The sequence below is a fragment of the Paenibacillus sp. PDC88 genome (assembly GCF_900106725.1).
Taxonomy (GTDB): Bacteria; Bacillota; Bacilli; order Paenibacillales; family Paenibacillaceae; genus Paenibacillus; species Paenibacillus shunpengii.
Genome location: NZ_FNNT01000002.1, coordinates 136,050 through 149,320 on the forward strand (window position 1 = coordinate 136,050; position 13,271 = coordinate 149,320).

Here is a 13,271-nt window from a genome sequence, read left to right on the forward strand (position 1 = left end):
GGAGGGGGCACCATGCTTATTCTGACAACTGGGTACGAGACAGTCGTTCGATCTAAGTTGGGAGCGAAGGAATCAGAGGTTCCTGACACGGACATTAACCAACCGCTGTTCGTAGACCTTGCTGAAGCAATCGTCATCAAGCGGGTGCCCGAGTACTCCTCGATCACTGATGCAGTCGATCTCCTACTGATTCAGAATGCTGTGGTCTCTTACATCTGTTACCTGATCGCCCCTAGCATGGGGCGGCGGGTGAACCAAGAGGTATCGACCATTGACGTGAAGTGGAAGAAGGAGAGAGTTGATTGGGATGAAAGGGCACAGCAGTTCCTTGCGGATTACGAAACATCCCTAAGTCAGATCAGCACGGTAGTGGTTGACGGTGACGGAGTAGATGCTCCGCTCATTAGTAAGATCACCTCTAATCGAAACTGGGATACGGGGGCGTGATGAGAAGTGAAGGACGTTAAGAGACAGATCATATTGGATGAAGGCTCTCCCGTTGAGGTAATTGACTCCACGGGAGTCGTTGTTGAAACGACCAAAGCCCTTTTAGGTAGAGCTAACAAGGTATCTTACGCTGAAATCTCTTTGGAAGCTCACCGACAGGGGCAGTTCGTACCTGAGATCACTATCCATAACGGAAACTTAGTACGCAATGCCATTACGGATACCCACTACCTTGTACTGGCTTCCATGGATGAGATCGTGCAGTCGGACAAGATCGCCACGATTTGCAGGATGCTTGAGTGCAACAGTTCCATCACACTGGAGCGGATTGAGGAGACAGCAGACGAATACGGGAACATCAAGAAGTCCCTCGTCATGGTGGCAGATGAGCTTAGTGTTTACGTGGAGTCAGGACGAGCTGTAATTGAGCAGAAGAATATGGGTCTACTCCCTGAGGTGGAGTTTCGCATCTACGCCCCGCTAATTGACGTGAAGCTCCTGGACAAGATCAGTCTCACCATCAACGGAAAGAAATCCCCGTTCAAGGTAGATGCTCTTGATTTTGTCAGCTTCGAGGGGTGCGTCATGATCGACGTTTGTACCGAGACAAGGAAGTGATGTAGATGGCACGGGGTGGACGAGGAAGACCCTCAGAGAAGAACAACATCATTTACTTCAGGGAGCAGGAGTTTCTAACTGATCTCAAGAGAGAACTCAAAGCGGCTACCATGACCATCAGACAGAGCATTCTTGCTGAAGCACTCGCCAATGCAAGGAAGCTCGATATGAGGGAGAAGAAGACAGTACGTATTGAAGGGCAAGCTCCAATGAGCGACCGTGATCGTAGGAACGATATGATCGCTTCGATTGTCGCGCTACAGACCGAGTGGATGTCAAGCGCGGTGGGCGGCAAGGCTCAAACACTCCTGAAGATGGGTGTCGGAGCTATGGAGCAGAACTCCTCGTTCAAGAGATCATATGTTGGTCTCTACTACGAGTACGGTATCGGTGGAAAGCAAGATCCTTCAGGGTACTGGATCGAAGGTATGGCAGACCCTAACCCATGGAGAAGCGCAGGTCAACCATCCGTAACCCGTTCGGTATTTCAGCCGAAGGACAAGAAGGGTCGTTGGCGAGACCTTGGGGGAAACACTCGTGTAACAAACTCACCAAGAGGTGGCGAGAGAAGACCCGTACTCAAGAGAATAGGACAAGACTTCAAGGGAGAGTTTTGGTTTAGAAAAGCCTTTACTAAGTACTCGACCAAGAAGTTCGTGTTGGAACAATATAGATCGGCTATTAGCAAGGTAGACCCGAGAAGATACCTTGTAGCCAAGAAGACCTTCACTCTCGGAAAAGACTAAGGGGGAGTATTTATGGCTGTCGTGGATTTGTACAACGGTATCTACAAGGTGTTAGCGAATGACCTTGACGTTCTAAACTACTTAGGAGTAGGGGCTAGTGCCGACAACCTCGTTAAGGCGAGACGCATTCAAAAGCGAAACAAGCCCACTAACTTGGTCGAGGATAACATGCCGTTAGTGACCTTTTACACTCCTAACGGAGGACGCAACCCTGATAACCACTATGTGTACGTTTGCCCGTTCGTGTTTGACATCTACACCAGTGATGATGTGGACACTGCACAACGTCTTGCAAACCGAATCATCAAGTTGTTTGATGGAGAGCTTCACCCCATGCAAGACATCGAGAGTTTCGAGTCTTACTTCGTTCAAGGGTTTGAGACGGATGTTGATGCGACAAACACGTATTGCTTCACAGTAGTCATTGAGTTCTCAGTGACTCTTGAGGAGTAGACTTTTACTAACAAAAGGAGTGAACGAGTCGATGGCAAAGAAAATGATTATCAAGGGCGTAGGTACCTTCATGGCTAAACGCCTTCCTGCTGACCCGTTGGGTGCTGTAGAGGTAATTACTCTCGGTACTCTGCAAGACCTGAAAATCGACCTCAACGTAGAACTTGAGGACATCTTCGGCGGTGACGGTCTATTCGCAATCGACGTATTGGTTAAGTCCAAGTCGATTGAGGTATCCGCGACTGACGCGAAGTTCGACCTGGATGCCATTCAGTTGATGATGGGTTCCACAGTCCAAGAGCAAGTCAACTCCTTCGTATGGGTACTGAACGAGCAGGATCAAGCGACTGCGGGAACCTTCAATTCGGGGTTTGCTGAGGTTGCTCCAAACTTCGCAAGTACTATCTACGGAGCAGACGGAGAGCTTGCTGTTCGACTGAAAGACGCGAACAAGTTGCTGAAGAAACTTCCAGGCGGGACTCTACCTGCTACTATCGCGGCTGATGAGTTCTTCTACGATGACACCAACGGAGTGGTTGTCCTGAACAACGCTCACATTGGTAAAGACACCGTGATGAACTACAAGCGTGAAGAAGTCGTTGACCTGGTTGACCTGCTTGTTGACGAAGTACCGTTCCCGATCTCTGTGATCCACCACGGTACATTCCAACAAAAGGATGGCACGTATGCGGGTGTTGAAACCGAGCTGTACATGTGCCGTGCTAAAGGTACGTTCAGCATTAACGCTCAACGTGCTTCGGCTTCCGCGTCTGCGATCTCCCTGCAAATCCTCGACCCTGAACGGGCTGACGGTAAACTGGGAAGCATCAAACGCTTCAGCGCGACATCCCGCGTCTAAGACGTAACCACATAATCCTGGCAAGGTATCGAACGGAATCTGTGTCCTCCCCTGCACAGACCCTTGCCTTGCCAGGGTTTTTTATTATTCGGGGGAGTACATAAACTCAGGGGAGGTTCACATCATGGAAACAGATAAAGAGCGCGAAGAACGAGAACTGGCTGAGAAGCTTAATGCTGAAGCCGCAGAACGTTTTAAGAATGACCCTGCCAATAAGCAGGTTACCCAGGAGGAAGCAGACGCGGCTGAGCGGGCTTTCTTCGAGGATGATGAAGTCATTACACTGCGAGATAGACGGAAGTATCGTATCCCACCATGTAACTTGAAAGATGCTCGTCGCCTTATGAAGCTCTTGAAGACAGTTAATGTGGATGCGATCATCCTCAACTTCATCCCTACAGATGACGAGGAGCAGGATGAGAAGCGCCAGCAAGACCTGTTCGACATTCTCGCTATGGCATTTAAGAACTACCCACATATCGTCACAAGAGGTGAGGGCGGGGAGTACATCGTCAATCGGGATTACCTGGACGAGTACCTTGATCTGAACTCTACCCGTAAGGTCATCGACATCCTTATCGGTCTCAACGGTCTAAAAAAGTAGAACGCGACGAGGGGGAGCCGATGGAGGGCACCGAAATCCGTGATGTGGAGACACAGGAGCCACTACACTGGGGAGAGATTTTCTTCACCCTCCATAAGCACTGTGGACTGAACAAGTGGGAGATTTGGGAGTACACACTCCCTCAGGTCGCGGAGCTGTGTAAGTCAGCCGAGAAGTACATTCAATTCGAGGTAGAGCTTATGACAGCACCTCTCCGCATGTTCGGTGGCGGCGGTGGGGGAGGAGAGTCAGTCGGAGCTGACGGTACTATTAGACGTAAGAGAACCTACGATGATGAAGATTATACCGAGATTGGAGAAGACGACATTGGTCTCTTAGCACAAGCTCTCGGAGGATAAGTGAGTTCTGTCCCGTTCTGCCTAAACTAAGGTGGAACGGGATTTATTTATGAGGACGGTGATCGTAATGGCTGAAACTCAAGGGCAAAAACACTCATTAACAACTGAGATTTTAATGGACTTTGGACAGTCCGTTACTAAGACGGGAGAGTTCGCGGGTGAGGTTTCAAAGCTCGGGACATCTTTTAATACCCTCTCGGACGCTGTTCACAAAGTTGCTAACGATACAGAGCGTATGAACCTCGCTATTGGTGACAAGATCGCCAAAGCGGTTGGAGAGATCAAAGACGGTTCTAACCTGAAGCTCAATGCAAAGAACATTCAATCTGCGGTAGAGTCTGCTATCGCTTCTAAGTTGACTAGCGGTAAGGTTACCATCGAAGGAGACCTAGCACCACTGTCTATTAATCTGACTCAGAAGAAGTGGAGTAGCATGACTTCTGAAGTACGTACCAAGATCAAGGAAGCCATTGACCAGTCCTCCATCAAAGTAGGGAACGTCAAGCCTTTCGTGTTCTCCGAGTACGGATTCCGTGAACTGCAAAACAGATTCAATACTGAACTTCAAGCGGCAATCACCAACCGCATGTCCTTTGCGTGGGGTACTGCTACGAAGGAGATGAAGGACGGTACGCTTGCAAAGGTTCCTAAGCCTATGAAGTTCGAGGTGGGCGAGGAGCACCTGAAAACGCTAATGACTTCCGTGTCTACGGAGTTCATGAAACACATCAGTGATCCTAAGAACATCACCATCGGTAATATCCAACCAGTACAGATCGACTCTGCTCGACTTAACATGGCTGTGTCCCGCATCAAGGAAGCCATTGGAGACATCGACAAACATCTCCTGAACGTTAACCTGGATGAGCTGAAGAAGCTACCTAACCTGGACAAGGGGATGATGAACTTCCGTGCGGCTATGGAGACTACTGTGGCTCAGATCACTCAGCTCGATGCTGAATTGAAAGGTCTGAAATTGAACGGTACAAGCAAAGAGCTTACTGCTGTAATGGGTAAGATTCAAGAGCTTAGAACTACTGTTGTCGATAAGGTCGGTTCTCTTATCACTTCTGTTGGTGAGGAGATCAAGACTATCCCTGTGGGAACTAAGGAGTACGCCAACTACAAGGCTACCCTCGACAATGTAGGTCACATCGTTAACAACCACATCCAGGCTGAGATCAACGGTATCGTGACTGGATTAGCGGCTCGTCTTGGTATCGACCCATCCTCGGGCGCATCCACTAAAGGCTCGGCAGAAACAAACAAATGGGTTGCTAGTATCAAGGGAGTGCAGGAGCTTCTGATTGCATCTGCTGAGAGTGCAGTGAAGAACCTGTCCCAAGCAAACCTGGGCATCGACTTCAACCTCATCATCGCCCACTTCAACGAGTGGTCTAAGCAGATGAGAGCTAAGATGCTCGTGGATTCCCAGGAGTCCTTGGATAAGATGACAGCTCAACTGACAGCAAGCAACAAGGATGTCCTTAACTCCTTCGCTCGTGCTATCACTAACGTAACCTCTTTCCGATATGACTCCTCTAAGTTGGGAGAGGTTAGAGTAGACCTTCCTGTAGACCAACTTCGTCCTCGCGTTCTAGCTGAGATTGAGAATGTGATTAAAGAGATGGTTCAAGGATTCAAAGCAGTACCTCACGGAGAAGCAGGTACCGTAGGTTCTGTAACTCTGCCCGAAGGCACTACTACTGCGATCAATACAGCACTGAAAGCGATCCTTAGCACTCAGTCAGAACATCTTCTTGCTCAACTGCGTCAGGGGGCGGGTGCAAAACCTTCTGCGGAAGACACTGCTCAGCTCGATGCTGTAATGGCTCAAGAGTCCAAGGAGCTTATCAAGTTGATCGTCAATCAAGCGGCACAGAATGCCCGTTCCCTTGCAGAGGGAATCAACGCCAAGGGCTTCGCTTCCTTCACGAAAGACGATCAGGCTCGTATCAAGCAAGAGATGGAGTCCACGCTTCAGAAGACGGTCACTGAGTTCTCTAAAGCCGTAGACAATGCGTTCGGGGCATTCGCAATGACTGCCGCAACAACCGAAGCAATGCACGGAAAGCTGAGTACTGAACTGAACCGTATGATCGCTCAAAGTAACGTAACCTTCCTGGACGCTAAAGAGCCACTGGTTCTTACGGGTGCTGTCACTCACGTCCAAAAGAAACTTGAGGAAGCGGTCATGGCAAACATTGCGGCTTGGAAGCCTGAAGCGACCCCACTCAACGTTGCGGCAGACGCACCTATGGCACACATGCGGAAAGCCATGCAGTCTATGATGCACATGGCTTCCAACAAAGTGGTCGAAGGCGTTGGTGGTATCGCTGATGGAGCGAACGCGATCTTCATGAACCCTAAACAACTCCATAAGGATGTAAGACGTGCCTTGGCTACAGCAGAAGGGTTCGACAGAGTATCCGATTGGGAGAAGGCGTTCAAGGCGGGAGTGTCCCTTGAGAAGGCTACTGGACAGGTAATGACAGAGGGTGTTCGTCAGGTAATGAACATGTTCCATAACTCTGTGGCTAAGAACACGACTTCCGCGATCTCTGCATACGGTGAAGCTCTTGGTAGGGTAGATATTCAACCTGACCTGACTAGCGTTCACGTAATGGTTAGGCGTGTGGGAGAGATGATGGACACTGTTCAGTTCAGAATGGTTGAAGCGCTGACCAAGAACCTGGACGCATTCTACAAGGGTGCCATTGACGGAATTAAGAACCTTCCTCCAGTAACCCAAAGTATCGGGTACCGTCCACCTGCGGGCGCGGCGGTGAATGCGGCGGCTCCACGTCCATTCCCATTCGGGGAAGCCAATAACCCCTTAGTAGGTAACCCGAGATCGACCGCCTTGGTAGACCCTCGTTACCCAACAGCAGACAAGTTGCCGAAGGGATACAACGAGTTCGACATGATGAACCGTTGGGAGAGAGAAGCGCAGATCAAGGTGCTGAACACCAAGAACCGTTTCGAGAACAGTGACCTGACCAATGAGCAAAAAGGTCAGCTCCATAACTTCCTCGACAAGGAATACTTGGCTCGTGTGCAGGAAGCGGTCAGCAGATTCCAACAAGGTCATCGCGTTGGAGATCAGTCTCCGTACCAAACCCTGCGTGATGCAATCCTGGATGCTTCTCTGTCTCTGAGATACACAGTGGAACAGTTCCGCAAGATGAACATGGGTTCCACGACTCAAGCGAATGCGACTGAGATGAAAGGTAAGCTGAGGGAATATGGCTACGACACTCAATTAAACGTTGAGAGTATGAAGACCAAGTTCCTTAACAAGCTGAACCCTGAACAGTTCACTATGCTTGAGAACTACCTGAACGAGGTACAGGCTAAGGTCAACAGACTCGCATCCTCCGACATCATCAACGAGAAAGACATCACCAACGCTCGGATGGAAATGCGTGAGCTGAACCGTGAGCTTGACGTAATCTCCAAAGGGTTCGACAGAATGGCGAAGGTCAGCGGAATGGAAGGGCAGATTGACAAGCTGAGTGAGAAGATGAACCGACTTCTCATGAACAGCCAACTACCTATCAATAAGATCGCTCACCTGGGAGACCTCATCAACGGATCGTACTCTGACCCTACGAAGTTCAGCCAAGCCAAGGACTACTACGCCGATCTAGTGAGAGATAATCGCGCACTTCAAGCGGAACAGCGTAGAGCTGAAGCGAAAGCAGAATCCGAAGCTAAGAGGGAAATGGTTCGTCAGCAGTCTCTCGCTAACAGCAAGATGGCTATGGAGGAACGCCTGAGAGTGTTCGAGGACAATCAACGGGTAGGGGCTGACAGGCTCCTAGGCAAGTACCGTAACAAGTTGTCCAATGAAGACTACGCTACCCTTCAGTCCCAAGTATCCAATCACCTTGGTCGAGTAGGCGATCTTGTAAGAAGCCCAATCACGGACTTCTCAAGCCTGTCTGTCATCAAGGAAGATATGGCGACAATCCTGAACCGTGTGAAGGAGATCGCTACATCGTGGGATAACGTGCTGAAGGATAACAGAGTGTCCCGTGAGATGGATGTCCTGAACGCTAAGCTCGAAAAGATTCGTCAGATCGGTAAGGTCGATCAAGCGGAGATTCAAGCAGTACAGAACGCCATCAATGCGGTAGCCACTGATGCTACTCGGATGAACCCTGCTAAGGATGCCCTGAACCGTGTTCTCGAACTGCAAGCTCAACGCATTGCAGAGGAGAAGGTTGCTAATCGGTTGGCGGGGGTTGACCTGAATCGCAGAATGTACGATGCCAACCAAACGGTTGCTATGGATAAGATGAAGGACAAGTACCTTCGTAAGCTATCCTCCGATGACTACGCTAAGTTGGTATCCGACCTGGATGCACACAAAGCCCGTATCGGTTCGGTAACAGCGGCTCCAATCAATAACGACACGGATGCGGCTAATGTACAGGCTATGATGAAGACCCTGAACATCCAACTGGCAGAGATCGCTCGTAGATACAACGCACTGGCGGCAGACGAGTCCTTCCAAACGAAGCTCATCAAGCTTCGTAGAGACCTGGAAGCTCTGAAGCTTGACAACCTTGTAGATGTGTCCTCGATTGCTAAGCTCGGTGAAATGATCGACAAAGCAATCACGGATGGTGACATCGTACAAGCGCGTCTGTACCGTGACGAGCTAATGAAGACCAACAGAGAGCTGAAGGCTTTGCAAGCTCAGAAGCAGAAGCGGGGCGAGAAGATCGGTGAGTCCAACATCTTGAAAGGTGACAAGGCAGTATTCACGGAGCAACTGAACGCTGTGCTGAAGACCGTAGATGCTCTCAAAGGCTACGAGATCACACAGTTGAACGTGAACAACGCTACGAACACCTGGACAGCTAAGATGCGGGATGCTGAAGGTAACCTCAGAACACTGACTGGTTCCATTGACAAAGCTACGGGTGAGCTGTTCAAACACAGCGAAGCGTTGCAAATGGTAACACAGAATGCCTTGAGAGCTTCCAGTTCCATCGGTTCTAACCTCGGAAGATCGGGTGACATCCTTGGAAACTACATGAGTAACCCTGTCCAAGACAAGAGAAACCAACAAGCCAACAGTGCGTTTGGAGGGTTTGGTACTTCGGTACTCAACACGATGCGCTACATCACGGCGGGTGCAGTCATGGGTTACCCTACAATGCTCCTGAATGAATCCTTCCAGTCGGCTAAGGAGATGGATTACCAACTGGCTAAGGCAAATCAGAACTTCCAAATCAAGTACCTTGAGCAAACGGGTGGAACCTACACTACGAGCGTCGATGGTGAAGAAGTGACTGCTCCCGAGTTGCTTCCGAACATGTCCCGACTAGGTGAGGTACTGGTCGAAGGTGCGATGGATATGTTGGAGCAGAAGTACGGCGGCACACTCACTGAGCAACAAAAGGCTACTGAGGTGGAGACAGCTACCGCCCAGGTTAACGAGTACATGAAAACTGGTGCCGTTAAAGACCTTCAGATGATTGCCTTGCTTAACGGTATCGACCAAGAGGAAGTGGGACTGGCTTACCACATCGCTTCCCGTAGGTACGACAACCCTTACGAAGCCACTGCTTTCGCCAAGGAAGTAGCTAAGGTTCGTTCGATTGAGGAAGTAGACGTAGAGAAAACTGCTACGGGTTTTGAAGCTATCTCCTCCCAATGGGGTATCAGCGGTTACGCCCTCAATAAAGTCACTAACATGATGATTATGGCGGCGAACATCTCCCAGGCTAAGATCGAAGACCTTATCGCAACTCAACAGAAGGCAGGTTCTATGTTCCGTAACGCCATGGGTGATCAGGATAAAGAGACTGCGCTTGCTCACTCCATCGCATACTCCTCCATGTTCGTTCAGGCAACTGCACGTTCAGGTGCGGAATCAGGTACGTTCTGGAAAGCGATTCTCGACAAGCCTTACACCAAAAAGGGTCGGGATGAGTTGGCGGCAATGGCGGCTACTAACCCTGAAGTGTACGGAAACCTCAACCCGTACAACGAAGACGGTTCACAGAAAGACTTCTCGGACATCTTCGCTAGTATCCTTGAGACAAGTGCCACCATGAACGATGAGTCCCGCATCCAAATGTGGCAGAAGCTATTCCCTCAATGGCACATGGGTAGTGCGGCGGCGGTATCTGCGTTCACGGCCGACCTTCAACACACAATGGAGAAGGTAATGCACGTAACAGGAGATGCGGAAGGTAGTGACAAGGACGGAGATGGCAATCTGAGTGTCAAGGAGTCTATTGATGCTTATGTTGCTCAAATCCAAGGGGCTGACGAGAACACTGCCATGTACATCCGTGCAGGTATGATGGACACTTGGAAATTCCGTCAGAGTCAAATTAAAACCTCCTGGCAGGTCGCTACTTATGAAGCTTGGGAGGAACTGAAAGGCGAGTTCTCCAACCTAGCGACATACCTTACAGCATTCCTTCGCATCGTCGGAGATAACGCAGGAGGTATTGCTGACACGATGGGTCTTATCGCTCGAATCATGGCGGGTGTCGGTGTCAGAATCGCATGGGGCAAGCTGAATGAAGCGATTGACAATGCAGATAAGAAGAAACAGGCGAGTAAGATTGAGAGTTATGGTATGGCTCTTAACGAAAACGCTCGGATGGAGAACCTTAGACGTATTGGTATTCAAGAGGAGATGGCACAGCATCAAAGCCGTGCGGAAGCCCGTAATTCCCGCCGCGCTGAAGTGAACACCAAGATAGTGGAGAAGGAGGGTGAAGTTCTCGGACTGCAAGCTAAACGAGATCAGCACCAAGAACTCTATCAGAAGGCTGTTGCTGATGGAGATACCACAGCCGCTTCTTTCCATGCCGCTGAGCGTGACCAAGCAGACAACACTGCTAAAGCCAAGAGCAAAGAGGTTGAACAGCTTCGTAAGGAGCTTGGTTCCCTCGATGAGCAGGACGCTAAGACGAAACGCAGTCTTGAAGCCTTGAGCACAGAGCTTGGTGAAAACGGTCAGGCAATGACTCAGCTCCAAAACCGTGCTAAGGCACTGACGTTGGCAATGGACGACATGGGTATGGATTCGACGGAACTGAAGAACAACCTGAACTTCTTGAACCGCGAGTTCCAGTCGGGGGCGGTCGATGCTTCCCGATATGATGCGGAGATCAACAAGATCGGTAAGGAAGCAGGAATGTCGGACGATGACATCTCGAAGCTGAAAAGAGAAGTTGACAAGCTCAACGACTCTTTCAGAGAGGGAACCCTGGACGCTACCAAGTATGTCAACAAGATGAAGGAGCTTGAACGTGCCCACCTCACGGGTGCCCTCGGGGTCAACGAAATGGGTGTAGGTGCCGCAGGTGCCGCAAGTCAGACTGGTATGGGTCTTGCTGAGTACGCAATGATGGGTCTCCTGGCAAAAGATCTGCTTCCTAACGGTGGCGGTGGCAAGCGTGGTGTGTTCACTAAGATCAAGGACGTGTTCCAAACCAAGAGTCTGGGTTCTCTGTTCAACAAGAAAGCCCCTGCTCGGGACAACAACGGTGATATCCTCCGTGACCCTGACGGAAATGTTATCCGTCAGTCTGAGATCGACATGGCTAGAGACAGCATCCCTGCCCGTGATGCTAACGGCAGACCTCTGACCGACCGTGACGGAAACCCACTTACTGAAGGGGATGTCCGTAGAGGTAGAGCGGCGGCAGGAGCGGCTGATAACGTGGCTGATGCGGCTAAGGGAGGTAATGGAATCCTCGGTAAGATTAGTGGCGTTGGTAATACGCTCTCTAAAGGACTGAAGCTTGCAAGACCGCTGAAAGCAATCCCGTACATCGGAGCGGCGTTGGCAGGGGCAGACCTTCTGATGGCGGCTATCGACCCACTGACTGCAATGGGGATGACCGACTCTGAGAAGAAGGGTATCCAAGCTGAGAACAAGGAAGGACTTGCTAACAACTTCCGAGACTGGGAGGAATCCTCGGGCTTGGGTGCTTGGTGGAAAGGGGCTAACCTCGTTTGGGATGGTGCCTTCAGCGGAGTGAGTAATCTGCTTGGAGGTAATGCACCTTCTTGGGGCGACTATTGGGAAGGATTCCAGGCTGTACGTGATGGTGATGGTAAGTACGTCGAAGAAACCCTTGCAAGTAAGTACAACTACGAGCAGGAAGCCACTGAAGCCAAGGTCGAAGCCCAAATGGAGCTTAACAAGAAGTTGGAGGAGCAGAACAAGTACCATCCTCTTGACACCAACAAGGACGGATTGCTTGATCCTGCAACTGACGGTGCTAACCAAACTCTCGATTATGAGAGCCTAGACACGTTGATGGCTAAGATCAGTGGTGAGATGAACAAGGGCATGACTCATAACGAGTCTACCTATCAAATCAACCGTTCCCGACTTCTCATTAGCGGTGTTCGTGAGGACTCTAAGCAAATGCGTGATCTCATGGAGCAGTACCTCAGAGAAAACCTGAAGTTCTTCGATGAAGCGATCAAGAAGCTACAGGAGACATACGACCTGATGGCTGACGGTGACGAGAAGGACAAGGTTGGAGCTGAGCTTGATAACCTGAAGTCGCAGAAGGCTCAAACAGAGCTTGAGATTGATGGTGTCAAGAACTCTGCTATCGACGAACTCGAACGTAAGATGACCGATCAGCTCGACCTTACTCAAATGGACTACGACAAAAGGATGTACGATCTCCTGGCGGCTAACGGCGGGAAGGACGATGCTCCTGAAGTCAAGGCACTTGAGAAGGCAAGAGTAGCTGACGTGAACGCACAATTGGAAGGGTTCAAGACTGAGTGGGACACTCTCCTGAAAACTGGTGGGTTCAACCCTAACTCCGATGAGTACATGACGATCTTCAAACAGCTTCAGTCCATCGGCGTTGAGCAGTCCAAGAACCTTGCTGAGATCAACAAGAACACCTCACAATCTCAATCGACCTTCAACTTGCCAAGTGGTCTCAAAGTCATGGATTACTTCGACTACATGACTAAGAACAACACCCACAAGAGCGTTATGGTGGGGGCGGGTAACGTCACTGTCCATGTAAACATCGACAACATGACAGGCGACACCAAGGACGTTGAGAAAATGACCTCTGCTCTTGAGAAAACACTCAAGAAGAACAACAGCGGTCTCGTCAACCAGTTCGCTAATGATGTTAAGGCGAACATGGGCAGTAACTATAAAGGACTGTAAG

Annotated in this window: 8 protein-coding genes; all 8 read left to right on the forward strand. The window is 50.1% G+C overall.

The window, feature by feature from the left end; all coding sequences use genetic code 11:
* Window positions 1-12: 12 nt before the first annotated feature.
* The 8 genes from BLW49_RS07185 to BLW49_RS07220 all read left to right on the forward strand — a co-directional run bounded on the left by BLW49_RS07185 (window position 13) and on the right by BLW49_RS07220 (window position 13,270).
* Window positions 13-447 carry a hypothetical protein gene (locus BLW49_RS07185; RefSeq protein WP_076312993.1) on the forward strand — a complete coding sequence of 145 codons (435 nt, stop codon included), beginning with the start codon at window positions 13-15 and terminating at the stop codon, window positions 445-447.
* Between the two features lie 6 nt (window positions 448-453).
* Entirely contained in the window at window positions 454-1,065 is a 612-nt protein-coding gene (locus tag BLW49_RS07190; RefSeq protein ID WP_076312992.1) for a hypothetical protein, read from the forward strand.
* 5 nt (window positions 1,066-1,070) lie between these two features.
* Window positions 1,071-1,811 carry a hypothetical protein gene (locus BLW49_RS07195; protein ID WP_076312991.1) on the forward strand — a complete coding sequence of 247 codons (741 nt, stop codon included), beginning with the start codon at window positions 1,071-1,073 and terminating at the stop codon, window positions 1,809-1,811.
* A gap of 27 nt (window positions 1,812-1,838) precedes the next feature.
* Window positions 1,839-2,264 carry a hypothetical protein gene (locus tag BLW49_RS07200; RefSeq protein ID WP_143042087.1) on the forward strand — a complete coding sequence of 142 codons (426 nt, stop codon included), beginning with the start codon at window positions 1,839-1,841 and terminating at the stop codon, window positions 2,262-2,264.
* 70 nt (window positions 2,265-2,334) lie between these two features.
* The gene (locus BLW49_RS07205; RefSeq protein ID WP_256209649.1) at window positions 2,335-3,123 is read left to right on the forward strand and encodes a hypothetical protein; all 789 of its coding nucleotides are present in this window, start codon (window positions 2,335-2,337) and stop codon (window positions 3,121-3,123) included.
* A gap of 124 nt (window positions 3,124-3,247) precedes the next feature.
* Entirely contained in the window at window positions 3,248-3,727 is a 480-nt protein-coding gene (locus tag BLW49_RS07210; protein ID WP_076312988.1) for a hypothetical protein, read from the forward strand.
* A gap of 20 nt (window positions 3,728-3,747) precedes the next feature.
* The gene (locus tag BLW49_RS07215; protein ID WP_256209651.1) at window positions 3,748-4,086 is read left to right on the forward strand and encodes a hypothetical protein; all 339 of its coding nucleotides are present in this window, start codon (window positions 3,748-3,750) and stop codon (window positions 4,084-4,086) included.
* A 67-nt stretch (window positions 4,087-4,153) separates the two neighbouring features.
* Window positions 4,154-13,270, forward strand: a complete 9,117-nt coding sequence (locus BLW49_RS07220) for a phage tail tape measure protein (RefSeq protein WP_177178671.1) — start codon at window positions 4,154-4,156, stop codon at window positions 13,268-13,270.
* The last annotated feature ends 1 nt before the right edge of the window (window position 13,271 follow it).

Bases quoted from the DNA above. Each gene is read 5' to 3' on its own strand.
- BLW49_RS07220 (WP_177178671.1), top strand. From the start codon at position 4,154: ATGGCTGAAACTCAAGGGCAAAAACACTCATTAACAACTGAGATTTTA.
- BLW49_RS07195 (WP_076312991.1), top strand. From the start codon at position 1,071: ATGGCACGGGGTGGACGAGGAAGACCCTCAGAGAAGAACAACATCATT.
- BLW49_RS07185 (WP_076312993.1), top strand. From the start codon at position 13: ATGCTTATTCTGACAACTGGGTACGAGACAGTCGTTCGATCTAAGTTG.
- BLW49_RS07210 (WP_076312988.1), top strand. From the start codon at position 3,248: ATGGAAACAGATAAAGAGCGCGAAGAACGAGAACTGGCTGAGAAGCTT.
- BLW49_RS07215 (WP_256209651.1), top strand. From the start codon at position 3,748: ATGGAGGGCACCGAAATCCGTGATGTGGAGACACAGGAGCCACTACAC.
- BLW49_RS07205 (WP_256209649.1), top strand. From the start codon at position 2,335: ATGGCTAAACGCCTTCCTGCTGACCCGTTGGGTGCTGTAGAGGTAATT.